Source organism: Pseudarthrobacter sp. N5 (assembly GCF_050157035.1).
Taxonomy (GTDB): domain Bacteria; phylum Actinomycetota; class Actinomycetes; order Actinomycetales; family Micrococcaceae; genus Arthrobacter.
Map to the genome: position 1 here is coordinate 1280733 of NZ_CP189593.1, position 26849 is coordinate 1307581.

Sequence of the window (26849 nt, forward strand, 5' to 3'; positions counted from 1 at the left end):
CCGCTGCACGTTGCACGCGTTCGAGGAGGGCGGCGACGTCACACCGTTCTACCGTGGTCTGCCTGAGGATCTGTGCCAGAGCCCCCACTGGGGATACGTGATCCGTGGCAGACTCATTCTGCACCGGCCAGATGGCGACGAGGTCGTGGAGGTCGGTGAGGCCTATTACACGGCCCCGGGCCACACGGGTGAGGTTGGGCCCGGGACCGAGCTGGTGGAGTTCAGCCCATCCGACGAGTACGCCCGGACCATGGCGGTCGTGTCACAGAACCTCGATGCCGGCGTCCAGGGTGGTTGAGCCTGCGCCCGGTGGTGGAGCCTGTCAGGACCCGGGAACGGCCGCTACATTGGATCCATGAGCGACTCCGGGATCTCCGCCGCAGACGTCCGCCTCAGCGCGCGCGTCCGCGGCGTGGTCCAGGGCGTCGGCTTCCGCTACTGGACAGCGCGCAAGGCCGAAGAACTGGGGCTGAGCGGGACGGTGAGGAATTGCGACGACGGTGCTGTCGCCGTCGTCGTTGAGGGACCGCCGCTGGCAGTCATTGAATTCCGGCGCTGGCTCCGGTCCCCGGAAGCACCCGGCCGTGTGGCGGAGGTGGAGGAATCGCTGGCTCCCGCCGACGGGAGCTACGCAGAATTCCGCATTGTGGGCTGACAGGCCGCCAGACTCACTGAAGGCTCTCTTTGGGCCCGGGCGGATAGGCATGCTTCCTGCCCGCCAGCGTGATGACCAGGGCCGCCACCACCGGGACCGCCGCCGCCACCGGAACCAGCAGCGGACCGGCGGTGACCAATGCAGCAGCGCCGTAAACCGCGCCGATGGTGATGCCGATCTGGATGGTCAGCACGGTGAGGCCGTTGGCGGCGTCTTTGTAGTCCCGGCCGGCACGCAGAATAGCGGACTGGTTGTAGATGCCGATCGCTCCCAGCCCCGCACCCCACACAGCCATCAGCACCATGGCGCCAAAGACGGTGGACCCAAAGACGGGGAGCAGGAGCATCGACCCAGCAACGGCCGCGGTGGTGATCAACAACGAGCGGCGGGGACGCGAATCCACGGTGATGCCCGCTATCCAGATGCCCACCAGCCCGGCGACGCCCAGGACGGTGAGTGAGAGCGTGATGCTGTAGTCCGGCAGGCCGGCCGCCCGGATGAACGGCGCGATGTAGGTGAACAGGGCGAAGTGGGCCATCAGCAGCAACGGCCAGGCAACGGCGACCGCTTTGACGCCCGGCTGGGCGATCGCGAGGCGCAGGGAAGGCCGTTTGGCATCCGGGATCCGCCGGACGGCAGGCAGCAGCCACACCGCCAGCAGGCCCAGGAGGATACCCGAGGCGGCCAGGCCCAGGAACGATGCACGCCAGCCGAGCAGCCCACCGAGCGCTGTTCCCACAGGAGCGCCGATGGCCAGGCCCAGGCTGTTGCCGCTGAAGACGATGGCCAGCGCCTTGCCGACCTTGTGCGGCGGGACGATCCTGGCGATGAACGGGGCCATGGTAGACCACAGCAGTCCGTGGGCGATTCCACCCACCACCCGTGCAGCCATGGCTGAGCCGAAATCGGACACCAGGCCCACCAGGGCGTTGCTGATGGCGAAGGTGAGGACCAAGGAGATCAGCAGCGCGTTCCTGGGCACCCTGGCCAGCAGAATGGTGGCGGGAATGACGGTGACCACAATGATGGCCGCGTAACCGGCGGTGAGGTAGCCGGCCACCGGTTCCGAGATGTTCAGGCCCGCACTGATCTGCGGCAGCAGGCCGGAGGGCAGGAGTTCTGTGGTGATGGCCGTGAAGCCGATGGCGGCCAGGACCAGCAGTGCGCCGAGCGGCAAACGGTCCGGGATGGGCGCGGGAAAAGCGGAGGACATGGGGAGGGGTCCATTCAACGGGGCGGATATGGGTGCCGGCGCTCGCGTACCGCTGCCCACCTGATGAATTTACCTGATTTATTCGCCGGGATTCGGTTTGCTGAGTCCTATGAAGGCGCCGAGTTCTTCCAATCCGGCGGGCTTGGTGGGCATGTAGTTGCTCAGCCCGGGGGAGCGGATGATCACTGCCCGCCACTGGCCCCGGGACACGGCTACGTTGATCCGGTTGCGGTTCAGCAGGAACTCCGCACCGCGTGGTGCCTCGGCAATGGCGGAACATGCCATGGACACCAGGACCACGGGAGCTTCCTGGCCCTGGAACTTGTCCACCGTTCCTGCCCTGACCTCGTTGAGGCCTGCGCCGTCCAAAGCAGCGCGGATCAGTTGGACCTGGGCGTTGTAGGCGGCGACCACCAGTACGTCCTTCTGTTCCAGCGGCCGGACAGCCTGGTCACCGCCCGGAGTCCATTTCAGCCCGATGTGACGCTCAGCCTGCCGGACCACTTCAGCGGCCTCCTCATCCGAGGCGGTGGCGTTTCCGGTGTGCTCCACGAATACTGTGTCCACTCCGGCGGGCACTTCGTCCAGCTTGCGCAGCAGGGCGGCCGGGGCGGATTCCAATTTTCCGTCGTAGCTCAGCACGGAAACGGCGCGGCACAGCTCAGGGTGCATCCGCCACGAGTCGGCCAGGAAATAGCCCAGCTCCGCTGGCAGCGTGGCATGACCGGCAGACAGCCAGCCCAGGGCGGATTCGTCCACGGGTTCCGGGTGCTTGCCCTGGGTGACCTGGGGCAGCTGCTGCGGGTCGCCGAGCAGCAGCAGCCGTTTCGCTGCGCGGGAAACAGCCAGGGTGTTGGCCAGCGAATACTGGCCGGCTTCGTCGATCACCAGCAGGTCCAGGGACCCTGCCGGGACGAACTTTCCAGTCAGGGTCCAGGCGGTCCCGCCGATCAGGCAGCCGCCGGCGCTCGCGAACAGACGGGCAAAGTCATCTTCAGCGGTATGGGTCCACGGGACGTGGTGAGGAGCAGCCAGTTTTTTGGCCACCACTGTGGGGTCCACTCCGGCTTTTTCGACGGCGGTGCGGAGCATGTTCTCCACCACGGCGTGGGACTGTCCCACAACGCCAACCTTCCAGCCGCGCTTCACCAGCTCGGCGATGACGTGTGAGCCCACATGCGTCTTTCCGGTGCCCGGGGGGCCTTGGACCGCCAGATAGGAATGGTCCAGGTTTTCGACCGCCTCAGTGATCGCCGTGACGTAATCGGCCTGGCCCTGATGATCGTGCTGAACGGCGGGCAGCGTTGCCCGAGTGCGTAAGCGCGGACTCCTCTTGCGCAGAATATCCAGCCCGGGGTTGTTGGGCAGGGAAGGGACGGTCCTGCCCACTTCCCGGGCAATCTCCCTCAGCGCTGCTTCGATGCTGGCAGTCGGGATGGGCTTGTCTGCCGTAAGCGCCATGGGGAACTGCGGGTACGGGGGGACTTTCCCGCTTGCCTTTTCGGCGATGGTGATGAGGGTGAGGCGAGGGTCAAGGGTGTCCGCAACAACGTCGTGTATGACGGTGGCGAAGATTCCGCCCCAGGCCAGGGGATCGCCGTCGAGGTTTTCCACCCCTTCGGGCACCGGTGCATCAAACATCCGGAACCATTTGGAGCCCGGCCGGAAATCGGAGCCGGCGGTCATGGTTCCGCGCAGTCGGGTTGTTCGCGTCAGCATGCGTTCCGTGGGTTTGGCCTTGGACCAGTCCTGCAGGACTTCGGCACACTCAACCATGAACACGTTTCGGGCTTCCGACAGCTTGTCCGGATCGGATCCAAGCCGGTCGTAGTGTTCCCACCAGAATTGTTTGTCTTCGCGCCGGTGGTAGCCGGTGGCAGCGGCCACCATGGCAATGGCCTGTTCGTCGGCGGTCCACGCGCGGTTGTCCGGAAGGGAGGCCAGATACGCCTGAAGTGCCAGTTCCTCCGGCTCGGGTTCAAAGGCATCGACGGCGGCCGCATCCAGGACTGTGCGCGCGGCAGCTGGCTGTGTGGCCGCTGCAGCCCCGGACCGTGTGCCATGCCGAAGCTGGAGCAGCCAGTCGCGGAGGCGGAGCGTGGAGAGGCAGTCGTACTCGTTGTAATCGGAGATGGACGCGAGCACTCTAGCTGCCTCCGCCTGGTGCCCGGCATCCCGTTCCGCGCAGTACGCGGCGTAAGCCACCACAGAAGCACCGGCATCCTTGACGTCGCCGGAGCGCAGGTTGTTGCCCATGTAGAGGGGCTCGAGCTTTTTGATGGAATACGAGGCTTCCGAGATCCGCAATGACTGGCGCACCGCGGCGTAGAGGTCCACCAGGACGCCCTCCTTCAGCCACGCGTCCACGATGTCTTCGCCCGCTCCGTGAGTGACCGAAAGGTTCCGCAGCGCCGACTTTTCGTAGGGCGCGTAATGGTAGACATGCATTTCCGGGTGGATTGCCCGGCGCTGTTCCACATAGGCCAGGAAATCCAGGAATGCCTTCCGCTCGCCGCCGCGCGAGTGCGCCCAGAAGGGCCGGAACGCGGGCCCGGCGTCAGGTGACGTGCCGGGTCCCGGCGCTTCAATGACGCCGAACAGGTACTCGAGCCCCCACCTGCCAGCGGAATCCTGCCAGAGCGGATCGCCTTCGAAATCGAAGAAGATATCGCCCGGGCTGGGCGCGGGAATGCCTCCCAAGGAGTTCACGCCGAGCACCTTATAGGTGACGGCGTGCTCTTCGCCGTCCTTGATGAAGGTCCGGGAACCGTCAAAGGCGTCGCGGCCGGTCTGCATGCGCGCCTGGTCGCGGAGCCGCACCAGGGAGCCCTTCGCATCGCTTTGGGGCATTTCGGCCAGGGCATCAATGGTGGACACCTTGTGATCGTTGATCAGTTTCTTGCGCTGAACGGACGTCATGCCTGAGACCATCAGCAGGTCGCGGTGGTTTGCCACCTGCTCCGCGCAGTAGTTGCAGCGGCCGCAGTGGGTGATGCCTGTCTGCTGCCACTGGACTGGCATATCGGAAGAGCGATGCGCCGCAGTGATTGCGCGGAAGCGGTCACGGCGCTCGCGGAATACCGGCAGCAGGTCGGTGAGGGAGTGGATGCTCCGTGCCCGTTGCCGTTCACCAGGGTGTTCGCCGTCAACAAAATGTCCCAGGACCAGGGTGACTTTCGGAGCTGGTTCGAAGCCGTCCCGGATGAGCTGATCACCATACGCGGCGAGCTGCAGGAGTGCCCCGACCTTCGCATGACGGGCGAGCTTGGTGTCCCAGACGGCGTAGCGTCCGGTCCCGCCATTGGCCGCCGGCTGATCCGCGCCTTCCTTGACGAGGAAATCCGCGTAGCCAAGGAATTCACCGTCAAAGAATGTTGCCTGGAATACGACGTCGGCGCTGGCCGTCAGCGCTTCGACGGTTTCCTGGTGTTTTGCGGCCAGCTCAGCGCGGGTGTTGCTGCCGCGCTCAATCCGGTAAACGCCGGTCGCCTGCGAAGGGTCCCATTCGCCATACCGCGTGGTCAGTTCGCCCAGCACATTGAGTTCGTGGATGTCGCCCAACTTCCCGGCGCGCTGCTGCATTTCGTCTGCGGGGAAGTCTGCTTTGGCGGAGCGGCCCAGCTTCTCGTCCAGAACGCGGAGCGTGCGGTATTCGCACTCGCTGGCGGACACCAGATCGCTGGCCGAAAACACCAGGTCTTCGGGTCCCCCGTCAGTCAGCGGTTCGAGCAGAAACATGGGGCCTCCCCATTGGCAGCCTCGCCAAAGGAATTCTCCCGTGGCGCTGATTCGAATCTAGCAACACCCGCCGACATTCTGGGCGGTTCCCTTCGGGCGGCTCGCGGGTACGGTTGCAGCATGCAGAAAATATCGATCGTCGCCCTGGCTTCCCAGCAACTCGAGGCTGCGTCCGTGGCCAGCAGCGGGCGGGCTGCCGACACGGTGTATGGGGGGCACGAGAAGGTTCTTCGCCAGACAGTCATCGCCTTAAAGGCGGGTAGAAGCCTGAGAGAACACCAGAACCCGGGGGAGGCCACAATCTTTGTTCTCCGTGGATGTGTTCGCCTGCATTCCGGGGAAAAGTCATGGCAGGGGAAAGCCGGAGATCTTTTGATCATGCCTGAGGGGCTCCACAGCCTGGATGCGGAAGAGGACTCCGCGATCCTGCTGACAGTTGCGAAGATCGGCTGACCTCGGTTCACGGCCCTCCGCCCATAGACCCCGACGGATCTGCTCCTCTAGACTGACCAGACCCTCCAACAGCCAAACTCGGCCAAACGCCCTCAAGGCTGCCGGGCAGATGCCTGCCCCCGGAGAGTGCATCAGAACGCTTCATGAATCAGAGCCGGCCCTTCAACGAGGAGAGTCTGTGAGACCAGGAGGAAGAGATGACAGGCAACAAAGCCGTTGCATTTAAGGGGCCGGGCAAGGTCGAACTCATCGACATTGATTACCCCAGCTTCGAACTTAAGGACGGGCCGGGCGTTAATCCGGCCAATGTGGGGCGGGCGGTGCCCCACGGCGTAATCCTGAAAACCGTTGCAACCAACATCTGCGGGTCCGATCAGCACATGGTCCGCGGCCGGACCACAGCTCCGCCCAATCTGGTGCTTGGCCACGAAATCACCGGCGAGGTGGTGGAAGTTGGACCGGGCGTCGAATTCATCAAAGTGGGTGACATCTGCTCCGTCCCGTTCAACATCTCGTGTGGCCGGTGCAGGAACTGCAAGGAACGCAAAACCGGTATCTGCCTGAACGTCAATCCGGATCGGCCCGGCAGCGCCTACGGTTACGTGGATATGGGCGGCTGGGTGGGTGGCCAGGCCAACTACGTCCTGGTGCCGTACGCGGACTGGAACCTGCTGAAGTTCCCGGACAGGGACCAGGCCCTTGAAAAGATGCTGGACCTCACCATGCTCTCTGACATCTTTCCCACGGGATTCCACGGTGCGGTGACCGCCGGTGTGGGCGTCGGTTCCACTGTCTACATTGCCGGTGCCGGTCCAGTGGGCCTGGCTGCGGCGACCAGTGCGCAGCTGCTGGGTGCCGCCGTCGTGATTGTGGGTGACATGAACGAGGAGCGGCTGGCACAGGCGCGCAGTTTCGGGTGCGAAACCGTCGACCTGACCAAGGGCGGGCCGGCAGAACAGATCGAGCAGATCCTGGGCATCCCGGAAGTCGACTGCGGTGTGGATGCTGTGGGGTTCGAAGCCAAGGGCCACGGCTCCGGCGCCAAGGAAGCTCCGGCCACCGTGCTGAACTCCCTCATGGAGCTCACTGCGGCGGGCGGTGCCCTGGGCATTCCCGGACTGTATGTGACGGGCGATCCGGGCGGCGTGGACGAGGCTGCGAAAAAGGGGTCCTTGTCCTTGAGCCTTGGCACCGGCTGGGCCAAGTCGATGAGTTTCACCACAGGTCAGTGTCCGGTCATGAAGTACAACCGGGGCCTGATGATGGCGATCCTGCACGACAGGGTAAGCATCGCGAAGAACGTCAATGCCAAGGCGATCCCTCTGGAGGCGGCGCCGCAGGGCTACGCCGAATTCGACTCCGGTGCTGCGACAAAGTACGTGCTGAACCCGAACGGCTACCTCAGCTGACCCGGCTACCTCAACTGATCCTGGGGATTCGCTGAAGTGCGCTGCCTGTTCGCCGCTTCCAATCAGTGAACAGGCAGGGCACAGCAGTCCGGGACGCGCCGTTGCTAGGCCTTCGGCAGCTTCAGGCCGCGCTCCTCCATGAGTGTCCGAAGACGGGTGGGGTAGTCGGTGATGATGCCGTCCACACCGAGATCCATCATGCGCTCCATGTCCGCCTTGGCGTTGACGGTCCAGGGGATGACGGGCAGGCCCAGCCCGTGGGCCTCGGTGATCATCGCAGGTGTGACGGAGCTGAAGGCGGGGGAAATGACGTCGTAGCCTTGGGCTGCCGCGGCCTTGGCGAGTGAGCCGTCGTAGTCGTCGATGTCGATTCCGCCGAGATCGGGGCTGGCGCCGGGCTGGCCGACCTGGAGCCAGGCGTCACCGCTCGAAAGGGCCACCAGGGGAAGCCCCGGGGCGATCTTCTTGGTCAGGTTCAGCGAGGACCAGTCAAAGGACTGCACGGTGGTGCGGCCCGCCATGTCGGAAGCCTGGATCTCCGCCACGACGGCCCGGGTCAGCGCCACCATGGCTTCGCCGCCGGACTTGCCGTCCTCCACCTTGGTCTCCACGTTAAAGCGGACCTTCTTGGCGTCGTAGTCGCGGGCCAGCTGGTAGACGTCCTTGAGCTCGGCGATCCGGTTGCCGTCCACCACGTCCTGCTCCGGGAACCCGGGCAGCTGCGTGAAGCCGCAGTTGAGGGTCTTGACCTGTGCCAGGGACAGCTCCGCGACGCGGCGGCCCACGTAAGGGAACTCGGGGTCTCCCGCAGCGGCCGGTGCGGTGTCGATGCACTTGTTCGCCTGGATGGTGTCGTCATGCCAGACGATGATCTTGCCGTCGTCGGTCAGATGGGTGTCCAGCTCGAGGGTGGATACGCCCAGCTTCAGGGAGTTGGCGAAGGCGGCCAGGGACTCCTCGGTCCATTCGCCGCGGCCTCCGCGGTGGGACTGCAGGTCAAGGGAGCCGTTGCGTTCGTTGGTCTTGATTTCTCGCGCTACGGTGCCGGCGGTGTCCGACGACGGCGCGGGGCCGGCCGCGGCGTTTGGGGCGGCGACGGCGGGGCTCGCCAGGGAAGCGATGAGCGCGGCGGCGGCCGCGGCGGTCAAGACTGTGCGCATGGGGGTGGTTCCTCCTGGATAACGGTTGCTGGCGCTGCGCCGGCAACCGTCCACGGTAGGCGGGCCGGATGGCCTGCCGTGTGCCGGGAGATGGACCGCAGGTTAACAAGGCGCGGCTTCTCCGGGGCGGCGTGCGCGGCTAAGAGAAGCAGGATCGAAAGCCGATTCCGATAGTTTCCAAAATTTACCTGAAACAACTGTGTCAACCCATGAATTTCCGAGGTCCTGTTAGGTCGACTTTGACCCGGATCCGACCCTCAAACCTTGATTCCCCGGGGAAAATGCCCTCCGGGAAACATTCGTGTTCTCCAGAAAACTCCTTGTCCTTGCGTAAACTTCACAATAGTTTCTAGATGTGATGCAGGTCGCAGGACGGCAAGTACTACGTGCTGCCGGGCCTTCACGAGGAACTGTGGCCGGATTACACCCCGGCGGTCCGCACGGACATCTTGCAGAAGTACAACATTGCCATCCCCAAAACCTGGGACGAGTTCCGGGATCTGAGCTGCCGCGAGGATTTCGGACAGCGGAATTAGTGAATTCTTCTACGCTGCCAGGGCTGGCTGTTGATAACCATAGTGGACTTCGTTAGGCCGTCGGTAACCGAGCGCTGAGTGTCGGCGCCGACTATTGTAAAATCCCTCGATGTAGCGGATAACGTCACTGCGTGCTTGTGATTTCGTGGCGTAAACGGTCCGGTAAACACGCTCGTTCTTGAGCATCGAGAAGAAAGATTCCGCCATACTGTTATCCCAACACACGCCCGTGCGGCCCATCGATGAGCGCATCCCCAGACTGGTCACCAAGGCCCGAAACCCGGCCGAGGTATACACGCTGCCGCGGTCCGAGTGCCAGATCGCGTCAGGCTCGATCAGGGTCGTTGCGGCGGCGTTGTTGAGGGCGTCCGCCACGAGTTCAGTGCGCATGTGATCGGCGATCGACCAGCCGACGACCTTCTTCGAGTAGCAGTCAATGACGGTGGCCAGGTAAATGAACCCCTGCCAGGTGTGGATGTAAGTGATGTCGCCGACGAACTTCACCCCGGGACGTGTGGCGGTGAAGTCACGCTTGACGAGGTCAGGCATGTTGGCCGCGGCCAACGCGTCGGCCTCGGTGGTCGCCCGGAATGGCCGCGGCTGGCAGGCCAGGAGGCCCTCCTGGCGCATGACCTGCCGCACAAGCTCGGGCGAACATTCAATCTGTTCCGCCGCGAGGTCGGCATGGATTCGGCGATACCCGTACGTTCCTTCGGACTCCTCAAAATAGTGCTGGATCCGCGCTATCAGTGCCTTGCGCCGGGTGGCAGTCGCCGATTGCGGGCGCGTCAGCCAGTGGTAGAAACCGGACGTTGAGACTCCCAACCAGCGGCACATTTTCACGACCGAATTCAGGTTGGCGGGCTCAGTCTTTTGGGAGTCGATGTATTCGTACTTGCTCACTACCGCTGCTCCCGCGCGAAGTAAGCGGCTGCTTTTTTCAGGAACAGAGTCTCCGCGCGCAGCTCCTGATTTTCCCTCTCGAGCTCCTTCAGGCGGGCCCGCTCCGAGACCGTCAGGTCCGTCTCAGTGCCGCCGTTGGCCTCGCGGTATTTGTTCAGCCAATTGCGCAGAGTCTCGGGGCCGACACCGTATGTGGTGGCAACGTCCTTGATGGGCTTGGACGTGTTGATCACCTCACGGCACAACTCGTCTTTGAACTCCTGGGTGAAACGCCGGCGTGCTGCAGTCATGCTGATCTCTACTTTCAGTAGACCCCCATTTTAAGAGGGCCCACTGTCCGAGAACTCCGCGGCAGCTCAATCCCCTGCGGGCCCTCAAGAAGGCCTACCCGGGCGTCACACCGTTCTCGGACCGCTTCAACGGCAACGCCGGGCTGAACGTCGCCGGCACTGCCTTCGGGACGGTGAGCGGCTGGGGTCTGGCGGACGGCCTGCTGCTCGACGAAAACGTCAGGCGGTGCGCGTTCGCCCCGTCGTCGGATCAGCTCAAGACACTGGTCACCTACTTCAACTCGCTGGTGTCCGAGGGGCTGATGGATCCGGAGAGCTTCATCCAGACGGACGATTCGGCCATCCAGAAGTTCGTCTCGGGCAAGTCCTTTGTGATCAGCACCAACTGGCAGAACATCGTCACCTACCGGACCTCCAGGGAGCAGTCACTGGGCAAGGGCAACCTCGCCATTTCCAAGATCACCGTTCCGGGCGGGCCTGCCGGTGACCTGATCGGCGGTTCGCGCCTGGAGAACGGCATCATGCTGAACGCCTCCGTGGCCAAGAAGGATAACTTCGTGGCACTCATCCAGTTCATCGACTGGCTGTTCTACAGCGACGCCGGCCAGGAGTTCTCCGCGTTGACTTTGCCTTCTCCGGCGGCAACTTCGCCTACGGCGGCTCCACCGACCTGCTGCAGTCCACCATGAGCGAGGAGGAGCTGGAGTTCCAGAAGGACATGAAAAGCAAGACGCCGCTGAACGACCACGTCAAGCAGAACACCCTCAGGTTCATCACCGGACAGCGGCCCCTGAGCGAGTTCGGGCCTACGTTAAGGAACTGGACGGCAAGGGCCGGTCCAAGTACGTAGATCTGGCGAACAAGGCCTACAAGGCATACGCCGACAAGAAGTAGCTGGAGTATATGGCCCGGCGCGGCCCCGCGGGTGTCCACCTGTGGGGCCGCGCTGTTGTTTGGGATGATTCAGTTGTAGGAAAGTACGACGGCGGCAGCCGCCTACGCCTTCAACAGGTTCCTGGCCGGCGAGGAGACGGGCGTGTTCCGCCACTTTATCCGGGGCCACCGCAGCAATTTCCGGCAGGCGCTCGCGGTCTGGCTGCCCTTTCTGGTGGCGCTGGCCTTGATTGTCTTCAACCTCAATTACCTGCCCGGATCCATTGACCCCGGCAACCCCGAGCAGGCGGCTGCGCGGATTGGCCTGCTGGGGCTGGGCCTCATGGTGAGCACCGCAGCCGTGACAGGCCTGCTGCTGCTCTCCCGGTTCACCTTCCGGGTGCGGGACATCTACCGGCTCTCGCTGTACTGATTGGGTGCGCAGAAGCGGGTGTCGCTGGCCCCGTGGTGTACCTGATCTGCCTGAACTCCAGGCCGTTGCTGAAGTTCTTCGAGCAGAAGTTCGCGGTGCCAGCGGGGTGACCGCGGAGTTTCCCGGACAGCGGAATTCTCCGGAGAGGATCTCACCCTGCGACGCGACCAGCGGTGATCATTTCTTCTCTCGCTTCCGCCGTCCCGACGGCATCCTTTGCGGCGGAGCGGATGTTCGAAGGGCCGGGTCTTAGCATTGGGTGTATGAAGGTTGGTAACTTCCAGGGACGCTCAGGGCGGAAACAGCAATGACCGGTGACAGGGATCGCGATGCTTCAAGACGCCCGCGGCAGGCCCGGCCACGTGACAATCTCGGGCGGCCGCTGCCGTACGGAAGCCCTGGCGTCGAGCCGGTCTCGGAGGAGCCGCTGCCGCCGGCGCAGACGTTGGCCTCGGCCCGGAGTCTGGTGGAAGCTGGCCGGGCCTTCGCCGCCCACGAGGTACTTGAGGCCCGCTGGAAAGCCGGGCCGGCCGAAGAACGCAACCTTTGGCAAGGTCTCGCCCAGATCTGCGTCGGGCTCACCCACGCCGCCCGGGGGAACAGCGTTGGCGCGCTCCGGCTCTTCGAGCGCGGTGCGGCCCGACTCGAGGAGTACGCTTCCGGCGAAGGGCCCACCTACGGGCTCGACTTGTCCGCCGTTGTGAGTTGCGCACGTGATCGGATGCGCACCGGCCACTGAGCTGGCGACCAGCATCCTCCCGGCAGGCGGCGGAGGCACTATTTCCGCGGGACTGCCGAGAGTTTTGCTTGACCATTAACTTGCCCCATAAGGGGAAGGCGAACCGGCAATGGGCCTGTGGGGCTGGCGGCCGGATCATCGGGCTGGCCGGGGTCAGGTTTCGTCCAGCCAAGTCGGGGATACTTGGACAAGGCGCAGGACTGGTGCCTGCAATCACATTCATGTCAACAGGCAAGGGTCGGTTTTTGCCTTGATTCAGCGGATGTTGGATATGGGCTGAAAGAGGCTCCGGAGGTTATGTGACGTTGCTAGTTGGTGGAACGGTCGCGACGGCCGCCCAGCAAACTTCAGTGCGCCCAAGGCTGGACGGCCTGGACGTTCTTCGTGGCGCTGCCGTTGGTGCCGTTCTGTTGGGACATTCTTGGCCCGGGATATTTCAAGGTGCCGGCATTGTCGGTGTCATTGTCTTCTTTGTGTTGAGCGGTTACCTGATCACAGGCGTACTACTCAGGGATGTCGAACGGCATCGCAAAATTCGTTACGGCCGTTTTTATGCGCATCGGGCCTTCCGCCTGTTGCCGGCCCTCATCTCCTTCCTTGGCGTGTACGCCATCGTTGAATTGACGGCCGACGTCCTCGGGGATCGATCCAAGGGAATCATCGGTTATACCCTCCTCGCCGGTTTCGGCTACCTCAAAGACATGCCGCTGCCTTTCGATGTCAGCTTGGCCATCGGTCCGCTCTGGACGCTGGCGGTGGAAGAACAGTTCTACTTGATCTGGCCGCCACTGCTGGTGTTCGCCCTGCGGAGTAACCGTCAGGGACGGCTGATTGGCTGGTCTGCCGCCGTCGTCCTTTGCCTCATGACGGCGAGTGTGCTGGCGATGCTGATCCTGGCTCCGCAACTTCACTCCCTGGTCTACGCGCTGCCGACGACGTGGGGTCTTGGGCTGATCGTCGGTTCGGCGCTGCGCCTATATAGGGTCCGTGTGTTCAGCTGGTTCTCCGGCCACCGGCGCAGACTGGCGGCCCTGCTCGGCTCGATCCTTGTCCTGGCCGCGCTGATCTTCTTCCCCAAGGCCAACGAAACGCCAGCCTTCTTCTTCGTTGGAGGCCCGCTGGCCATGGCTGCCGCGGCCGTCCTGGTGGTACTGGCCGCCTCCCGTACCCGCGTGATGCCGAAGTGGACGCGCGCGTTGCAGTGGCTGGGCACAGTTTCTTACGCCGTGTACCTCTGGAACTATGTCGTAATTCTCTGGCTCAATGGCGGATCGACAGCCGATCTGCCGCCGCTGGTGGCTGTGTCGGCAATCCTGCTGACCCTGCTACTGGCAGTCATCAGCTGGCACACAGCCGAACGGCTGGGACGCATCGCGCGCGATCGCTTCGACAAGTACTATCCGGACCAGCGGGGGGGCTGCCAGCGGCGTTGTTTCCCAGCCCAGGCCTGGCTGGAAAACACCTGCGGACTAAGGGATCCATGATCAGTACGGGAATCCTCGAGCTCATAGGACGCGCCTGGGATCACGGAGGACCGTGGCCCGGCCACGGTCGGCTCCCTCGGCGTAAGCCGGTCCCCCATCGGACAAACCGGGCGCTGATCTGCGCTTGTTGTGACTGTAAGTTCAGAATGGCGGTTTTTTCACAGCTCGGTTTGGCGGGTTAGCTGATTCCAATGACGAGGGTTGAGCGTGCAGCCTCAATGACGTCGTCGGTGATGGTGTTGAGTTCCGTGATTTTCATGACGCGTCCGACTTGGGCGAAGAGCCGGTCGATGAGGCGGAAGTTTCCTCGGGTGATCCGTGCGACGGCGGCGATGGCCTGGGCATCCGTGAAGTCGTCCTCGTTCAGGGACTGTCCGAGTTTGTGCCCCCGGCGTTCGAGGACGAAATGCCGTTCTTCCTGGGCGAGCGGACGGTATTCGTGTGCGAAGCCGACCCTGCTGTAGAGCTGGAGATAGCGGCTGTACCATTTTCCGAACCGGGGCTGCCGATGCGGATCAGGTCGGCGGTTCAGGACCTCGGCCGCAGGCTGTCGAGCGTAAGTTGGACGAGCCGATTCACGGCTGCCCTCGACGGCGACTCTGCGGCCGCTGTGAGGGCGTGGAGACAGTAGCTTGCGAGTTCCTCTGGTGCCATGTCCTCGCGGATAGCCCCGGATTCGGCGGCGCGACGCAGCACGTCCTGAATGAATATATCTTGTCGTTGCCGGACACCGTCGTGGTGCATGATCGCGGCCATGGCCGAATCGTGGTGCTCGTAGGTCATCACGGCGTGAATGTGGAGCACTGCCTCCAGCTGGTGGCCCGCATCGCCTCCCGCCTCCGTGACCGCGGCGAGGTGTTCGAGGTGGCCGGCAACCTGGCGGTCGTGCCGGGCGAGAAGTATTGCTTCGACATTCGGGAAGTACTTGTAGAGGGTCGCGCGCCCGATACCGGCCTCCTGGGCGACCTGCGACATGCTCACCGACAGCAGCCCAAGCTCAGACACCAGGACCGCGGCGGCGTCCAGGATCGCCTCCCGCACCGCACCGCGGTGCGCCTCGATTGTCTCGTTCCACAGCTTCGGCACCACCCCAGTATACGAGACGGCGACGGCGTGACACTCTGTCTTGATTAAGACAGAGTGTCACGATAACGTAGTGCCAGTGCAGTAAAGACCACGCATGGCAGAAGAGGATACCTCCATGGCTGACTTGCCCCCTGACCGCGACACCAAGGATAGCCCCCACCCCGACACCGGAGCGAGGCGCCGTCGCGGACCGCTCGCCGGCGCACCACGCTGGGTGAAAGTGTTTGGAATCATCGCCGTCGTCCTGGTTCTATTGTTTGTCATCAGTCACCTGGCCGGCGGCGGCATGGGCGGCCACGCGCCGTGAGGAACATGACACCCCGCCTCCGCAAGGTCGCGCTCACCGCACATGTCCTTTCCTCAGTCGGCTGGTTCGGCGGGGTCGCTGCCTTCCTGGCTCTCGCCGTCGCCGGTCTGGCCAGCCCGGATGCTCAGGTGGTGCGGGCCGCCTATCTCGCGATGGGGTTGATAGGCTGGTTTGTCCTTGTCCCGTTGGCTCTCGCATCGTTGTTCACCGGGGTTGTCTCATCGCTGGGCACCACCTGGGGCTTGTTCCGGTACTACTGGGTCCTGATTAAACTCCTGATAACCGTCCTGGCCACCGTCGTTTTGCTGGTGCACATGGGCCCGATTAGCGGTGTTGCAGACGCTGCGGCAGGAACGACATTGTCCGGTGCCAATCTCCGCGGGCTGAGAATCCAGGTCGCTGTCCAGGCCGGTGCCGCACTGCTGGTTTTGCTCGTGGCCACGGCGCTGTCGATCTACAAACCGCGGGGCATGACCCGGTACGGGCAACGAAAGCAGCGCAGAGTGCTCCAGCTCGCAACCGATGCTGACCAGGCAATGCAGAAGCACCACAACCCCAAAGGGAGAATCCAATGACCCTCAACAGCAATCCAGGCGAAACCGCCACCCAAGTTGCCGGCATGATCGCCGTCCTTTCCCACATCGACAGCGCTGGCTTCCATGGCATCGACACGGCGCTCCGGGGAGAATCGCCCATCATCGACGAGTTTTGGTCCAGCCGCGCACGGGCTGCCCAGATCGCGGCCGCCTCCATTTCCTGGCCAGACGAACTCCAACCGCAGGCGAAATCGTTCAGTGACGCCGCCGGGCGGCTGGCCGCGGCGCTCAGTGCGGGCGACGCCAAAGCTGCTGCCCACCCCGCAAGGGAAGCCCACGCTGCCTGGCACACCCTGAACACCCCGGCCTGGAACTACCTCGCGAAGACCGCCGGACTTCAGGAGGCAGGCGACGCGAACCAACACCAGCATCGGGCGCCGTAAGTGATCGAACCGTTCCCCACGCGTCCTTTGTAAGGCTGGTCCAGCCGGCTGAAATTTCATCTTCTCGGACCCAAAACGGTCGGTATATTTAGTCCGTCTCATTTAGTGCCTTGAAGGCGCGGCGCATCCGATGTGGAAAGTGTCCACGACGTATCTGCGACCGCACTGCCTCCCAAGACCAGACCGAGAAGCGTGATGCACTCGAGATGCTTCCGGTTGCGCTGCCTCTGGTCGTAAATGGCTGCATCCTTCAGGTCCGAGGCGGCAAGCAGCAGCGGAGCAGCGACTTCAAGTGAGCCGTAAGCTTTCGCCATGAGCGAACCGCAGGATTCCGCTGAACCTCTACAAAACCTGCCGCCAGGGTTGCCCCCGGATGAGGCCCGCTCCTCCTTGGTTCCGCCAACCAATGTTGGGGGATATGACGAGCTGCTCGCCTATTGCGACACAAGAGGGCTTAGGTTGCCACGCTCGGATGAAGGCCTCGCCGCGGTGGTTTTTCTTCCGGGTGAAAACCGTTATCCGTTTTCACACTAAGACCGGCCCGATAGTGGTCGCCGCGCTCGATCCTCAGCGCGATGCCTCGCTATCGAGGTAGCCGAGGGTCGAGCGCGGTGGGTGGGTCGGATTTGGGCAGGTCGAACCAGAGCACGTCGGTTGGCACACCGAGCCCAAACCGGTAGACTTTCCGGCGAACGTGGCACGATTCGAGGAGGTGAGCCCGATGCACACACTGTCCACTCTGGGCGCTCCTTTGAGTTCACGATCGCGCGACTGACGTAGCCGTCGCGGGGAGCGCTGCACGCACTCCCAGAAAGCTACGACTATGAATCATTCACTTCAGCACAACTCGGAGACGACCTCTCACGACGTCTCCGAACACCCCTCCGGTACAGCGTTGGTCCTTGGCGGTGGCGGATCGGCAGGCAATGCATGGCTGATCGGCGTCATCGCCGGTCTATTTGAGGCCGGGTTGAATGTGACCGAGGCCGATCTGACCATCGGGACGTCGGCCGGATCGACGGCCGCGGCCCAAATAACTAGCGCGACCCCGGCCGAACTGCTTGCCGACATCCTCGCCGCTGCATCCCAGCCACGGACTGGACCGGCCGGATCCGACCGTGGACCTGTCACGATTAGACCGGCGACGAACCACATGGAGACAACGAGCGCAATCATCGCTGCCGCTGAGGATGCGGCCGACATGCGCCGCAGAATGGGTGCGTGGGCGCTCGAGACGGGTGCGGCGTCGCACAGGTCTGCGCAAACGCAGTGGCGCGCTACCGTCGCCGCTCGGCTTCCCAGTCAGCTCTGGCCGCAGCGGCGGATGCTCATCACGGCGGTCGATGCCCATACCGGTGAGCCGGTCGTGTTCGACCGCCACAGCGGGGTCGACCTGGTGGACGCCGTGGCCGCCAGCTGTGCCGGCGGCTTCGCCTACAGTATCGGAGGCAGTCGATACATCGACGGCGGCTACCGATCCAACGCCGACAATGCCGATCTGGCAGCCGGATACGCACGGGTGCTGGTGCTGTCACCATTCGGTGGCAGATCACGGACGCCGGTGGACTGGGGCATGCATCTCGCAACGCAGGTCGACGAACTACACGCACGCGGCAGCAGAGTCGAAACGATCTTCCCAGATAGCAACTCGCGCACCGCATTCGGCGCCAATGTGATGGATCTGTCGACGCGTCCGCCCGCCGCCCGAGCCGGATACGACCAAGGCAGAGCCCTCGCCGAGCAGCTCACCGAATTCTGGCGCTGACGCCTACGAAACCAGCCGACTCGGTAGGCGTCAGCGCCAGCATTCGGCTCACCTTTTCGTGCAACTGCGGCGTAGCGGGGGAAACGGCTTCTGCCAGGAAAAACGCCTGATGGATCGGCGGAAGTGGCCTCTGGGGGAAGTGGTAGCCGTTTCATCATTGGTTTCCTAAATCGAAGCCAATGAATAGTCTTGTCGTAATCACCCGTTATCCGTCTGCACCAGACGCTGAAGTATCTCGTAACTCTTGTGCCTCGTATCCCATACGTGGCGAATTCAAGTGGTGCCTGCAACACCGGATTTATTTATTGGGTTCGAGACTAGCTCGGCGAGGACTTCCGCGGACGGCGTCTCGCCGAATTCCTTGAGCCGTGCTGGCGGGTGGTCGTCCGCTTGCGGGGTGCCCGTAGGCGGAACCCTGAGCGGTACGATTTTGGCCCCGGCAAGGTCAGGAGGCCGCAGGCTCCGCGGCCAAGCTCGGTGGAGAGCCGATGCTTGCCAGGGATGTTTAGGGCAGACTGGTGGTGTGAGCGGAATCCGGTGGGTGCTGCACATCGATCTCGACCAGTTCATCGCGGCGGTCGAAGTGCTCCGGCGGCCTGAGCTTGCGGGCAAGCCGATCATTGTCGGCGGTCGGGGCGACCCCACGGAACGAGCTGTGGTGTCGACCGCATCCTACGAAGCCAGAGCGTTCGGCGTGGGTTCCGGAATGCCCTTACGCATTGCGGCCCGGAAAGCGCCCGACGCGGTGATCCTGCCCGTCGATCAGGAGGCTTACCTCGCGGCGTCTGAAACGGTGATGGCTACCCTGCGCGCGCAGCCCGGCGCCACCGTGCAGGTGCTGGGTTGGGATGAAGCCTTTGTAGGCACTGAGACAGAGAATCCGGAAGCCTACGCCCGGCAGGTGCAGGCCGCAGTCCTGGAGCGAACGCAGCTGCATTGCAGCGTGGGCATCGGCGACACCCTGGTCCGAGCCAAGGTCGCCACCGGTTTCGGCAAGCCGGCCGGCGTCTTCCGTCTCACTTCCGGGAACTGGCTCGACGTCATGGGCAGTCGGCCCACCAAGGACCTGTGGGGCGTCGGAACCAAAGTGTCGGGCCGGCTGGCCAAACTCGGCATCAACACAGTCGCCGAGCTCGCCGCGTCCGACCCCCGAGACCTGGTCCCGGAGTTCGGCCCCAAGATGGGTCCTTGGTACGCGGAGCTCGGACGCGGGGACGGCACCAGCGTTGTGGACGACACCCCGTGGATTGCCCGCGGGCATAGCCGGGAGACCACCTTCCAGCGCGACCTGACCGAGCCTGCCCAGGTGGACGACGCCGTGAGGGAGCTGACAGCGCGTGTCCTTGAGGATGTTATGGCCGAAGGACGGCCCGTGGTTGGGCTGACTCTCAAGGTTCGGTACGCGCCGTTCTTCACCAAGACCCACGCGAGGAAGATTCCCGAGACATTCGACCGGAACGAAATCCTCGCGCGGGCCTTGGACCTCGCAGCCGGAATCGAAGCGGGCCGTCCGATCCGACTCCTAGGCCTGCGGGCCGAAATGGCAATGCCCGACGATGCCCGAAAGGGACATACGCCGACGCGCGGCGGTTGGTGACGGCGTCGCTGCCTTCCTTACCAGCGCGGATGAATCGCTTCGCTGAAACGGTCGTAGATGTCCAGTGCGCCGGTGGCAAGCCCGGTGCCAACGTCGTACATCGCTCCCGCCGCAGCGTTTGCCCTAGCCTGCGCCGCGGAACGGCACCGGGGATAACCGTGATGACGCCGTCGGGCACCAGGCCGCTGAACTCCTGGGCGCCGGGAGCCCCCGGACAACTGCATCGCCGCATACGCGCGGCGGCTGGTCGAAAATCTAAATGAAGCCGAAGGCAGCACTGCCGAAACCATGGAGCCAGAGCCGCTCTTCGAGGTCGAGGACATCCGCGACGAACCGGGCGGGTACGACTTCGCGATCGATCTGGGCGACGAGAACGCCCGGAGCGGTCAGCCAACGCTCACCGGGCCGCCACCATCCATGCTTCTGCTCGATAGCGGAGCTTGGCTATTATCCTTCGATAGTGTTCCATGGTGACACTCGGGCGAGGTTTCTGGACACTCTGGGCAGGCAACGCCTCAGCGAACTTAGCTGACGGGGTCGCGTTCATCTCGATCCCGCTGCTCGCTGCCGGGTTGACGTCGGATGCAATTCTGATCGCGGGGCTCGCGGCCGTCTAGTCGGCTGTTCGATTGCTCGTTGTCGTACCGGTGGGGGTATACGTCGACCGCTTTGATCGACGCACCATCCTGTGGGCCACAAATCTTGTTCGCGGGGTTGTCCTGGCTCAGCTGGACCGGGCAAAAGGCGGGATCTCCGCGGCGCGGCTGGTCGCGGATGTATTCATCGGCCCGCCGGTGGGTGGCTTCTTGTTCGCGCTTGCAGCGGCCCTGCCACTCATCGCAACAGGCGGGTTGTACGCAGCTGCGTGTGTGTTCTTCCTGGCCCTACCTCGGCACGGTCGGTCATCTTCATCGGACCCAAGGATGGTTCGCCGTTCGGTTTTCCGCGAGGCGGTTGATGGGGCAGCCTGGCTCCGCGGACACCGCCTCCTGAGCGGCATAGCCGTCGTGGGCGGATTCGCAATTGTGGCCTACATGATGCCCTTTTCGATCCTGGTGCTGTATGCGCAGCAGACCTTGGGACTCGACTCCCCTGGGCTACGGGGTGCTCTTGGCGATCTCGGCGCTAGGTGGTCTCTCGGGTTCATTCCTCGCAGCCCCGCTTCGGTCACTGGTCGGCTACGCCTGGACAATCATGGGGAGTCTGGCGCTGGGATGCAGCACACTGATCGGATTGTCGTTCACGCAAGTCCCTTGGGCGGCAGCCTTTCTCCTGGCCGCCTACGTATTACACGCTGAGGTGTGGGGAATCTGCGTGAGCTCCATTCGGCAGCGGCTAGTCCCGGAGCACCTGCGCGGGCGAGTCAACGCGTCGTCCAAGGTGCTCGGCCTGATCGGGCTCACACTCGGCGCCATGCTCGGCGGGGTCCTGGCAGGCAGGTTTGGCCTACCTGCACCGTTTCTGGCAGGAGGACTCATCCTCGGTGTCTGCGTTGTCATTGCCGGGAGAATCTTCAGGCGCTCAGCTCTTGAAGTTGAGCGCATCGCCGATGGGGCGTCCGCAAGGCAACCCTCAGCGGGACGCTCTGAGGACGCCGGCGGGACTTGTGCAGAGGAGTTCGGTCATCCGTGAAGACGACTTCTCTTGGGATTGGAGGACCCTGAACACTATGCGCCGAAGGCAGTCCGTCGTCGCGTGCTCGGCCCCACCACCCGTTAGAGAGTCGTCGCGAGTACTGCCGCTCTCGGCAAACCCCGTCCTACAATGGCTGGAGTTCGTCGAGACCCCCGATTCACCTGAGAGGACTCCCGTGGCCGACTTGGAACGCAACAAGAACGTGGTCGTCGACTACTGCCAAACAGCCTTTGGAGGTGGTGATCCCGAGAGAGCCGTGAGCGAGCACTTCGGTGATCGTTACGTTCAGCACAACCCGGACGCTGAAGACGGACCCGCTGCCTTTGTGAGCTACGTCAATTGGTTGCGCGGTACTTACCCTCAACTTCAATTAGAGATCAAGCGGGTGATGGCCGAGGGCGATATAGTCGCGACCCACCCCCACCTAATATTGAATCCGGGGGAACGAGGAAAGGCGATCGCGGACTTCTTTCGCCTAGAAAATGGGAAAGTAGTCGAACACTGGGACGTCATCCAAGACATCCCTGAGAAAGCCGCAAATTCGAACGGCATGTTTTAGAGAACGGTGCGCAGCACCGGGTCTTCCTCCGGACAGCACCGGATAACTCAAAACGCGGGAGACGTACGCTCAGGCACTTGCAGCAGTTTCTCCAGCTCAAGGGCATGCTCGCCGGTCACCGCCCCCGCCAGGGCGGCGTACAGCCTGGTCTCCGCCTTCTTACGGACGCTGGCCACCTCGTCCTGTAACGTCGTGACCCGCGGCAGCAGTTCAAGCCGCTGTGGCCGGCGTGTGTTCGGCGTCGAGGGAGCCGCCGATGTGGACGACCTCCTGGTTGCGGAAGTGTCCGGCCATGGTGAACACAACCCCGGCGAGGGTCCATCCGGCCAGGACCAGCCACGGGAACAGCGCGTTGGCGTCAGGAAAATAGGATAGGTCCCGCAGCAGAGTGGTCGAGGCGCCCGGGACGAACCATTGGCCGATGGCGCCCCAGGGCTCGGGCAGGAACTGCATGGGTGAGGTGGCGGCAGAGATCGGGTTCGCGATCAGCATGGTCGTCACGGCTCCGATCGGGATGCCGGCCGTGCCGATCAGGGCGTTGAGGCCGACGATGAACGAACTGGTCCCCAGCAGCGCCAGTCCGGCGCCCAACCCGTTGAGGACGACGTTGCCCTGCAGTACGCCGTAGAGCCCCTGCATCACCAGCACGATGAGGCCGCCCGCCAGGATCGAGTAGAGCGCCAGGGCGCCCAGCCGGCGCAGGTTACCCACCACCACCAGTGAGACGAGGATGCCGCCGATCATGCCGCCAAAGGCCAGCGGGAAGGCCGCCAGCGCCAGGCCGGTGCCCTTCGCATCTGACGCAGCCAACGGGACGACGTCGGTCAAGGTGACCTTCGGGGCAACCGGTGCCGCGTGCCCGGCGGCGGCCGCCGGCCCGGCGGCGGCCGCCGCGGCCTGGTTGGTCTGGAGCTGAAGCTGCTGGGCGACGCCGGCGAGGATCTGGCTCACCGCGGCGCCGTTCGCGGAGGCGGTGAGCACCTCGGGGGCCTGTCCCAGCACCACCGCGCCGTAGGCGTCCCGGGAGCGGATGAGGGCCGTGGCCGCGTCCCTGCTGTCCACCGTGGTGATCGTGAAGGTTCCGCCGGCCTTGTCCTCCAACGCCTTTTCCATTGCCTGGACCTGCGCGGGAGGACCGGTGACGGCCAGGGGGATGTTCTTCGCCGAGGACGTGATGCCCGCCCAGGTGAAGGCCAGCAGCACCACCCCGACAATGGACGCGGCCGCTATGGCGATGAGGACGACGCGCGACCATTTGGTGTGCGGCACGGCCGCGGGAACGATCGACATGAGTGTCTCCCGGCTAGTAAAACGAATGATTGTTCTTTATAGTGGGTGGCTGAAGGGGATCCTGTCAAGAACAACCATTCTTTTTGAGGTGGACGCATGCCGAGAGTGACCGACGCTTACCGCCTGGCGCGCCGTCTGGAGATCGCCGCGGCGGCACGGCGGTGCTTTGGCCGGAAGGGGTTCCAGGCGACCTCGATGGCGGACATCATTGCCGAGTCCGGGCTGTCGGCCGGTGCCATCTACGGTCACTTCAAGAGCAAGGACGAACTCATCGAGGCGTCTGTCCGTGAAATCCTGGACCGCCTTCTGGGCGAGATCGACGCGGTCCGCTCCTCCGATCCGTTGCCGGAACCCCACGAGGTGCTGAGGACATTCCTGCGGGGCATCCGTGAAGACATCGTCGACCTCGGTCTTCTCATCCAGGTCTGGGCCGAGGCGATGACCGATCCCGGCCTGGGCCGTTTAACGGCCGGAACGGTCACCGGGCTCAAGAAATTCTTCGCCGGCTACCTCACCACCTGGTACACGCAGTCCCGGGGGCTCACGCCTTCGGAGGCTTCGGCCCGGGCGGGCAAGTACGCTGCGGTCATGCTGGGGGCTTGCCAGGGCTTCATCGTCCAATCCGCGCTAATACCGGGCTTCGACGCCGAGGAATACCTCGCCGGGCTCGACGTCATCGCACCGGTCTGACCCCCAGGACGCCCCCATCCGTCAGCGGCCATCGCGCGCGCCTTGATCCGATGCCGGTTCGCGGTCTGGGCGTTGGCTCTGCTAATGACGGTGTATCCGGGGCGCCAGCCTCACGACCCCAGTTCGATCTAGCACTCGACGCGCTGATCGACGGAGACACCCTCGTCATCACGACGCTGGATCGGCTCGGGCGATCCACCCAGAACATGCTCGCCTTCGCTGACGAACTCCGCGGTCGAGGCGCGGGCCTGCGCGTCTTGAACCTCGACGGTGGCGACGTCGACACCGCAACACCCATGGGGTCGATGCTGTTCACGATCATGGCCGCTCTCGCGCAAATGGAACACGAGATCAAACGCGAACGCGTCACCGACTCCATCAGCAAACGCAGAGAAGCCGGACAGGACCTTGGCGGCCGACCCCGCCGGATCACCGACAGTCAGATTCGAAGCGCTGTCCGCCTGGTCGAAGGCGGCGAACCCGCTGCGCAGGTTGCCCGCGATCTCGGAATGTCCCGAGCAACGTTTTATAGACGGTCGCGAGCACTCAAGGACTAGCCGCGTCGCATCCTCCCTGAAGGCGACACCAAGCGATCACAGAACGCAGCCAAAGAGCGATCAAATCCACACTCGTTAGGGCAGAACGATCGTGCAGTAGCGAATACGAACGATTCCCGTACATCAGGGTTGTGGTGGTGGAACTCCGGATAGCGACTTTCCGGATTCCAGCGCACGCTTGAGGTTCTGGACAAAAACCTTATTTCGGCGCGGAACCATGAACGCCATCATCGGCGTCATGAGCATCTTGAGCCCGCTGGGTCGCATCTCGACCCCTCGCGTGAACCGCGCGCCCTCCCCGGCCGGCTCGACCGTGTAAGTGATCCGTGGCTGCAGTCCGGCGAAGTCGGCTCGATACTCCACGCGCGCGCCGGGCTCGACCTTAAGTGCCGTGAACGTGCCGTCGGTCTTGCCCAAGAAGGGCTTGAATTTGAGGGCGTACGTCTTACCGACGACCGGAACCGGATCGGTCTCAGGAGGCACCGTGGCTATGTCAACATGCCAGTTCGGTTCGTTGCGGAGGTCAGCGACATATTGGAAGACCTCGGCTGCCGTGCGGGCGATGACGACGCTCTCAGCAGATTTGACCATGACTCCTCCTCCGACAGGCGTCGTACTCGGCGCCGGACGAGACCCTGTCTCCGGGTTGATGTGACTCCATCGTACGGCTTAAGAGCACGCTGGAGGATGGGTATGGAATAGCGCTTTCGAGGCTGGCTAGGGCAGCTGTCCAGATGCTGATCCCGACCGCAAAGGCACGGAATGTTTGTACGTAACGAGAAAGTCCTGGGACAAGCTGTCCGGCGGGAGTTATGGCCAGTCGGAACGTCGGAACCGGTGGGCCGCCGCCTCCGAACTGCCAATGCTGCGACTTAACCGCCAATCCTGGCTAACAGTCTCACCGAGATGACTTTCAATCCTCGGGTTGCGAGACAGTCGGGCGATTGATTCGAACGAAGAGGGGTTCGATATTGTCGGCGATGTTTAGCCGTCAGCGGTTTGCCGGGACCATCGGCGGAAGTCCATGGCCAGGTAGAGGGCCATGGCTGCTGCGTTGCTGCTGTCCAGGGTGACGGCGACAGTATCGCGGCCCTTGGCGTGCAGGTTGTGCATGGCTGTTCGCAGGAGGTTTTCGGCGAGGCCTTGTCTGCGGTGTTCTGGGTGGGTGAAGAGTTCCGCGATGAACGCGGTGCGGTGCCCGCCGGCGCCGAACGCGCGTTCGGTGACCACGATCGCGGCCGTGATACGGCCCTGTGCATCGGTTGCCAGTAGCGTGGCGTCGCGTATGAGCGTGCCGTGGCCGCCGGTGAAGTGGGCGGAGAGCCGGTTGGCGGGATCCGCTGTGCCCGGATGCGCCGTGCCGGTGGTGTCGGCGTGGAGAATCAGCCGTGTGAGTTCCGGTAGGTCCGTCGCGGCGATGGGCCGGGGGAGAGCTGCCGATCCGGGCTCGTGTGGTCCGGTGGAGGCTGCCAGGGTGACGAAGGGGCTCATGTGGGCCTGCTTCCTGCGGGGGTGATGCGGACCTTCAGTTGATGGTTCATTCTACGCCGCGGTCCTAAGAACGAAGCCCTCCTGGTGACGTCGTTGATGTAGTTCAAAGGGGTTTGAGCCTCCGGTTGCTTCGTTGTGGATGCAGCGGCGTCTTCCGTCCAAGAGGCAGCTGACGGGAGGCGCCACGAAAAACCGAGGGACGGTGGAGGTGGAAGGTTCTAAAGGGGTCCTGGCCGGTCGCCGATCCAAGCCCAAACGGCGATGATCGCCACAACCATGACGACCAGCAGCACTGCTGCCATCGGGACTCCACGAGGTTTCATGCCGAAAGTGTAGTCCGAGCCGCTGTGATGATCGCGGTTACCGGCGCGGGCAGCGAAGCGACCCCGGGCCAGGACGAACGGATCGCACAAGCCGAATGGTATATGGGCAATCAGCAGCCTGATGGGAACCACCAATTCACTATCGGACCAGAACAGACGCGCCCTGCCATCATGTCGTTGAACGAGCGGGACTAAAGATATCGACCGTATATGGGACACCGCTACACATGTCTGAACTGCACCCTGCGCAGCGCGCGGTCAATCAGTTCTTCGGGCACTTTGCCGTCGCGGACCCGCTGGAGCAGGGCCTCACCGAAACAGTTCACGGTGGGAAGTTCGACGTCGCCCCCGCCTCGAGTGCCAGCGCTGCGGCATCGCCGGCGTCGGCAGCCACCCCGTGGGTGAGCTGCAGGAAGGAGACGCCGAAGTAGTCCGCCACCATGGTGCCTGCGAAACCCCATTCGTCCCTGAGCAGGGTGGTGAGGAGGGCGCGGTTGGCGGCGGCGGGAACGCCGTCGGTGTAGGCGTGCATGACGGAACGGGCGCCGCCGTGCTTGATTGCCATCTCGAACGGGGGAAGCATCACGTCCGCGAGCTCCCGCGGTCCCCTGGACACCGGCGCGTGGTTGCCGCCCGCGCGGGAGGCCGAGTAGCCCACAAAGTGCTTGAGCGTGGCCGACGGCG

30 protein-coding genes and 2 pseudogenes are annotated in these 26849 nt (G+C 63.8%); 21 read left to right on the forward strand and 11 right to left on the reverse strand.

The window, feature by feature from the left end; all coding sequences use genetic code 11:
• Positions 1-10: 10 nt before the first annotated feature.
• Together ACQCST_RS06335 and ACQCST_RS06340 are read left to right on the forward strand one after the other, a co-directional pair.
• Entirely contained in the window at positions 11-298 is a 288-nt protein-coding gene (locus tag ACQCST_RS06335) for a hypothetical protein (RefSeq protein ID WP_426998449.1), read from the forward strand.
• Positions 299-355: 57 nt separating this feature from the next.
• On the forward strand, positions 356-655 hold the full coding sequence (locus ACQCST_RS06340) for an acylphosphatase (protein WP_426998450.1): 300 nt from the start codon (positions 356-358) through the stop codon (positions 653-655).
• Between the two features lie 13 nt (positions 656-668).
• Here ACQCST_RS06340 and ACQCST_RS06345 read toward each other — a convergent pair whose 3' ends face one another.
• Both ACQCST_RS06345 and ACQCST_RS06350 read right to left on the reverse strand, forming a co-directional pair.
• A complete protein-coding gene (locus ACQCST_RS06345) occupies positions 669-1868 on the reverse strand; it encodes an MFS transporter (protein ID WP_426998451.1) in 1200 nt (399 codons plus the stop codon).
• A 78-nt stretch (positions 1869-1946) separates the two neighbouring features.
• On the reverse strand, positions 1947-5606 hold the full coding sequence (locus tag ACQCST_RS06350; RefSeq protein ID WP_426998452.1) for a TM0106 family RecB-like putative nuclease: 3660 nt from the start codon (positions 5604-5606) through the stop codon (positions 1947-1949).
• Positions 5607-5726: 120 nt separating this feature from the next.
• Here ACQCST_RS06350 and ACQCST_RS06355 point away from each other — a divergent pair, with 120 nt between their 5' ends.
• Both ACQCST_RS06355 and fdhA read left to right on the forward strand, forming a co-directional pair.
• Positions 5727-6059, forward strand: coding sequence for a cupin domain-containing protein (locus ACQCST_RS06355; protein WP_426998453.1), 333 nt, complete (start codon positions 5727-5729; stop codon positions 6057-6059).
• Positions 6060-6256: 197 nt separating this feature from the next.
• Positions 6257-7468 (forward strand): formaldehyde dehydrogenase, glutathione-independent, encoded by a 1212-nt coding sequence (fdhA, locus tag ACQCST_RS06360; RefSeq protein ID WP_426998454.1) that lies wholly within the window; start codon positions 6257-6259, stop codon positions 7466-7468.
• Between the two features lie 104 nt (positions 7469-7572).
• On the opposite strand, the gene ACQCST_RS06365 is transcribed toward fdhA, so the two are convergent.
• Complete coding sequence (locus ACQCST_RS06365) at positions 7573-8628, reverse strand: glycerophosphodiester phosphodiesterase family protein (protein ID WP_426998455.1); 1056 nt, start codon at positions 8626-8628, stop codon at positions 7573-7575.
• 386 nt (positions 8629-9014) lie between these two features.
• Here ACQCST_RS06365 and ACQCST_RS06370 point away from each other — a divergent pair, with 386 nt between their 5' ends.
• Positions 9015-9164, forward strand: a complete 150-nt coding sequence (locus tag ACQCST_RS06370; protein ID WP_426998456.1) for a hypothetical protein — start codon at positions 9015-9017, stop codon at positions 9162-9164.
• Positions 9165-9173: 9 nt separating this feature from the next.
• Here ACQCST_RS06370 and ACQCST_RS06375 read toward each other — a convergent pair.
• Positions 9174-10357, reverse strand: a protein-coding gene (locus ACQCST_RS06375; RefSeq protein ID WP_426995638.1) for an IS3 family transposase whose coding sequence is annotated in 2 segments (ribosomal slippage) — positions 9174-10096 and positions 10096-10357 — 1185 coding nt in all. Because the reading frame shifts where the segments join, the coding sequence is not laid out codon by codon here.
• A gap of 173 nt (positions 10358-10530) precedes the next feature.
• Here ACQCST_RS06375 and ACQCST_RS06380 point away from each other — a divergent pair.
• The 5 genes from ACQCST_RS06380 to ACQCST_RS06400 all read left to right on the forward strand — a co-directional run bounded on the left by ACQCST_RS06380 (position 10531) and on the right by ACQCST_RS06400 (position 13886).
• Positions 10531-11046, forward strand: coding sequence for a hypothetical protein (locus ACQCST_RS06380; protein ID WP_426998457.1), 516 nt, complete (start codon positions 10531-10533; stop codon positions 11044-11046).
• Entirely contained in the window at positions 11043-11207 is a 165-nt protein-coding gene (locus tag ACQCST_RS06385) for a hypothetical protein (protein WP_426998458.1), read from the forward strand. The genes ACQCST_RS06380 and ACQCST_RS06385 overlap by 4 nt, the downstream gene beginning before the upstream one ends.
• A 186-nt stretch (positions 11208-11393) precedes the next feature.
• Positions 11394-11663, forward strand: a complete 270-nt coding sequence (locus tag ACQCST_RS06390) for a hypothetical protein (RefSeq protein ID WP_426998459.1) — start codon at positions 11394-11396, stop codon at positions 11661-11663.
• A gap of 307 nt (positions 11664-11970) precedes the next feature.
• Positions 11971-12402 carry a DUF309 domain-containing protein gene (locus tag ACQCST_RS06395; protein WP_426998460.1) on the forward strand — a complete coding sequence of 144 codons (432 nt, stop codon included), beginning with the start codon at positions 11971-11973 and terminating at the stop codon, positions 12400-12402.
• Positions 12403-12752: 350 nt separating this feature from the next.
• Positions 12753-13886 carry an acyltransferase family protein gene (locus ACQCST_RS06400; RefSeq protein ID WP_426998461.1) on the forward strand — a complete coding sequence of 378 codons (1134 nt, stop codon included), beginning with the start codon at positions 12753-12755 and terminating at the stop codon, positions 13884-13886.
• A gap of 528 nt (positions 13887-14414) precedes the next feature.
• Here ACQCST_RS06400 and ACQCST_RS06405 read toward each other — a convergent pair.
• Positions 14415-14972, reverse strand: a complete 558-nt coding sequence (locus ACQCST_RS06405; RefSeq protein ID WP_426998462.1) for a TetR/AcrR family transcriptional regulator — start codon at positions 14970-14972, stop codon at positions 14415-14417.
• A gap of 115 nt (positions 14973-15087) precedes the next feature.
• On the opposite strand from ACQCST_RS06405, the gene ACQCST_RS06410 reads away from it, so the two are divergent.
• From ACQCST_RS06410 to ACQCST_RS06420, 3 genes are read left to right on the forward strand one after another with little or no spacing between them, the layout of a single operon-like run.
• Positions 15088-15279, forward strand: a complete 192-nt coding sequence (locus ACQCST_RS06410; RefSeq protein WP_426998463.1) for a hypothetical protein — start codon at positions 15088-15090, stop codon at positions 15277-15279.
• Between the two features lie 5 nt (positions 15280-15284).
• Complete coding sequence (locus ACQCST_RS06415) at positions 15285-15854, forward strand: DUF2269 domain-containing protein (RefSeq protein ID WP_426998464.1); 570 nt, start codon at positions 15285-15287, stop codon at positions 15852-15854.
• Positions 15851-16258, forward strand: coding sequence for a hypothetical protein (locus tag ACQCST_RS06420; protein ID WP_426998465.1), 408 nt, complete (start codon positions 15851-15853; stop codon positions 16256-16258). Before ACQCST_RS06415 ends, ACQCST_RS06420 begins: the two co-directional genes overlap by 4 nt.
• 98 nt (positions 16259-16356) lie before the next feature.
• On the opposite strand, the gene ACQCST_RS06425 is transcribed toward ACQCST_RS06420, so the two are convergent.
• Complete coding sequence (locus ACQCST_RS06425) at positions 16357-16572, reverse strand: hypothetical protein (RefSeq protein WP_426998466.1); 216 nt, start codon at positions 16570-16572, stop codon at positions 16357-16359.
• On the opposite strand from ACQCST_RS06425, the gene ACQCST_RS06430 reads away from it, so the two are divergent.
• From ACQCST_RS06430 to ACQCST_RS06455, 6 genes are all read left to right on the forward strand, one after another.
• Positions 16571-16792 (forward strand): hypothetical protein, encoded by a 222-nt coding sequence (locus tag ACQCST_RS06430; protein WP_426998467.1) that lies wholly within the window; start codon positions 16571-16573, stop codon positions 16790-16792. The genes ACQCST_RS06425 and ACQCST_RS06430 overlap by 2 nt on opposite strands.
• 289 nt (positions 16793-17081) lie before the next feature.
• Positions 17082-18023 carry a patatin-like phospholipase family protein gene (locus ACQCST_RS06435; RefSeq protein ID WP_426998468.1) on the forward strand — a complete coding sequence of 314 codons (942 nt, stop codon included), beginning with the start codon at positions 17082-17084 and terminating at the stop codon, positions 18021-18023.
• A gap of 541 nt (positions 18024-18564) precedes the next feature.
• On the forward strand, positions 18565-19620 hold the full coding sequence (locus ACQCST_RS06440) for a DNA polymerase IV (RefSeq protein ID WP_426999093.1): 1056 nt from the start codon (positions 18565-18567) through the stop codon (positions 19618-19620).
• A gap of 470 nt (positions 19621-20090) precedes the next feature.
• Positions 20091-20237, forward strand: coding sequence for a hypothetical protein (locus tag ACQCST_RS06445; protein WP_426998469.1), 147 nt, complete (start codon positions 20091-20093; stop codon positions 20235-20237).
• 445 nt (positions 20238-20682) lie between these two features.
• The gene (locus ACQCST_RS06450; protein WP_426998470.1) at positions 20683-21252 is read left to right on the forward strand and encodes an MFS transporter; all 570 of its coding nucleotides are present in this window, start codon (positions 20683-20685) and stop codon (positions 21250-21252) included.
• A gap of 178 nt (positions 21253-21430) precedes the next feature.
• On the forward strand, positions 21431-21814 hold the full coding sequence (locus ACQCST_RS06455; protein ID WP_426998471.1) for a nuclear transport factor 2 family protein: 384 nt from the start codon (positions 21431-21433) through the stop codon (positions 21812-21814).
• A gap of 47 nt (positions 21815-21861) precedes the next feature.
• Here ACQCST_RS06455 and ACQCST_RS06460 read toward each other — a convergent pair whose 3' ends face one another.
• Complete coding sequence (locus ACQCST_RS06460; RefSeq protein ID WP_426998472.1) at positions 21862-21990, reverse strand: hypothetical protein; 129 nt, start codon at positions 21988-21990, stop codon at positions 21862-21864.
• Positions 21991-22024: 34 nt separating this feature from the next.
• Positions 22025-23104 carry a hypothetical protein gene (locus ACQCST_RS06465; RefSeq protein ID WP_426998473.1) on the reverse strand — a complete coding sequence of 360 codons (1080 nt, stop codon included), beginning with the start codon at positions 23102-23104 and terminating at the stop codon, positions 22025-22027.
• A gap of 96 nt (positions 23105-23200) precedes the next feature.
• Between ACQCST_RS06465 and ACQCST_RS06470 the strand changes: the two genes are divergently transcribed.
• Together ACQCST_RS06470 and ACQCST_RS06475 are read left to right on the forward strand one after the other, a co-directional pair.
• The gene (locus tag ACQCST_RS06470) at positions 23201-23794 is read left to right on the forward strand and encodes a TetR/AcrR family transcriptional regulator (RefSeq protein WP_426998474.1); all 594 of its coding nucleotides are present in this window, start codon (positions 23201-23203) and stop codon (positions 23792-23794) included.
• Positions 23795-23883: 89 nt separating this feature from the next.
• Positions 23884-24351, forward strand: a pseudogene (locus tag ACQCST_RS06475) (recombinase family protein); the annotation flags it as partial.
• Positions 24352-24474: 123 nt separating this feature from the next.
• Here the strand turns inward: ACQCST_RS06475 and ACQCST_RS06480 are convergent.
• From ACQCST_RS06480 to ACQCST_RS06490, 3 genes and pseudogenes are all read right to left on the reverse strand, one after another.
• A complete protein-coding gene (locus ACQCST_RS06480) occupies positions 24475-24942 on the reverse strand; it encodes an SRPBCC family protein (RefSeq protein WP_426998475.1) in 468 nt (155 codons plus the stop codon).
• Positions 24943-25335: 393 nt separating this feature from the next.
• Positions 25336-25842 carry a GNAT family N-acetyltransferase gene (locus ACQCST_RS06485; protein ID WP_426998476.1) on the reverse strand — a complete coding sequence of 169 codons (507 nt, stop codon included), beginning with the start codon at positions 25840-25842 and terminating at the stop codon, positions 25336-25338.
• A 562-nt stretch (positions 25843-26404) separates the two neighbouring features.
• Positions 26405-26841: pseudogene (locus ACQCST_RS06490) on the reverse strand (glycoside hydrolase family 3 N-terminal domain-containing protein); the annotation flags it as partial.
• Positions 26842-26849 lie beyond the last annotated feature (8 nt).

Bases quoted from the DNA above. Each gene is read 5' to 3' on its own strand.
- ACQCST_RS06340 (WP_426998450.1), top strand. From the start codon at position 356: ATGAGCGACTCCGGGATCTCCGCCGCAGACGTCCGCCTCAGCGCGCGC.
- ACQCST_RS06425 (WP_426998466.1), bottom strand. From the start codon at position 16,572: ATGGCGAAAGCTTACGGCTCACTTGAAGTCGCTGCTCCGCTGCTGCTT.
- ACQCST_RS06355 (WP_426998453.1), top strand. From the start codon at position 5,727: ATGCAGAAAATATCGATCGTCGCCCTGGCTTCCCAGCAACTCGAGGCT.
- fdhA (WP_426998454.1), top strand. From the start codon at position 6,257: ATGACAGGCAACAAAGCCGTTGCATTTAAGGGGCCGGGCAAGGTCGAA.
- ACQCST_RS06420 (WP_426998465.1), top strand. From the start codon at position 15,851: ATGACCCTCAACAGCAATCCAGGCGAAACCGCCACCCAAGTTGCCGGC.
- ACQCST_RS06435 (WP_426998468.1), top strand. From the start codon at position 17,082: ATGAATCATTCACTTCAGCACAACTCGGAGACGACCTCTCACGACGTC.
- ACQCST_RS06410 (WP_426998463.1), top strand. From the start codon at position 15,088: ATGGCTGACTTGCCCCCTGACCGCGACACCAAGGATAGCCCCCACCCC.
- ACQCST_RS06365 (WP_426998455.1), bottom strand. From the start codon at position 8,628: ATGCGCACAGTCTTGACCGCCGCGGCCGCCGCCGCGCTCATCGCTTCC.
- ACQCST_RS06465 (WP_426998473.1), bottom strand. From the start codon at position 23,104: ATGTCGATCGTTCCCGCGGCCGTGCCGCACACCAAATGGTCGCGCGTC.
- ACQCST_RS06385 (WP_426998458.1), top strand. From the start codon at position 11,043: ATGAGCGAGGAGGAGCTGGAGTTCCAGAAGGACATGAAAAGCAAGACG.
- ACQCST_RS06395 (WP_426998460.1), top strand. From the start codon at position 11,971: ATGACCGGTGACAGGGATCGCGATGCTTCAAGACGCCCGCGGCAGGCC.
- ACQCST_RS06480 (WP_426998475.1), bottom strand. From the start codon at position 24,942: ATGGTCAAATCTGCTGAGAGCGTCGTCATCGCCCGCACGGCAGCCGAG.
- ACQCST_RS06450 (WP_426998470.1), top strand. From the start codon at position 20,683: ATGCGCAGCAGACCTTGGGACTCGACTCCCCTGGGCTACGGGGTGCTC.
- ACQCST_RS06415 (WP_426998464.1), top strand. From the start codon at position 15,285: ATGACACCCCGCCTCCGCAAGGTCGCGCTCACCGCACATGTCCTTTCC.
- ACQCST_RS06430 (WP_426998467.1), top strand. From the start codon at position 16,571: ATGAGCGAACCGCAGGATTCCGCTGAACCTCTACAAAACCTGCCGCCA.
- ACQCST_RS06470 (WP_426998474.1), top strand. From the start codon at position 23,201: ATGCCGAGAGTGACCGACGCTTACCGCCTGGCGCGCCGTCTGGAGATC.
- ACQCST_RS06345 (WP_426998451.1), bottom strand. From the start codon at position 1,868: ATGTCCTCCGCTTTTCCCGCGCCCATCCCGGACCGTTTGCCGCTCGGC.
- ACQCST_RS06485 (WP_426998476.1), bottom strand. From the start codon at position 25,842: ATGAGCCCCTTCGTCACCCTGGCAGCCTCCACCGGACCACACGAGCCC.
- ACQCST_RS06350 (WP_426998452.1), bottom strand. From the start codon at position 5,606: ATGTTTCTGCTCGAACCGCTGACTGACGGGGGACCCGAAGACCTGGTG.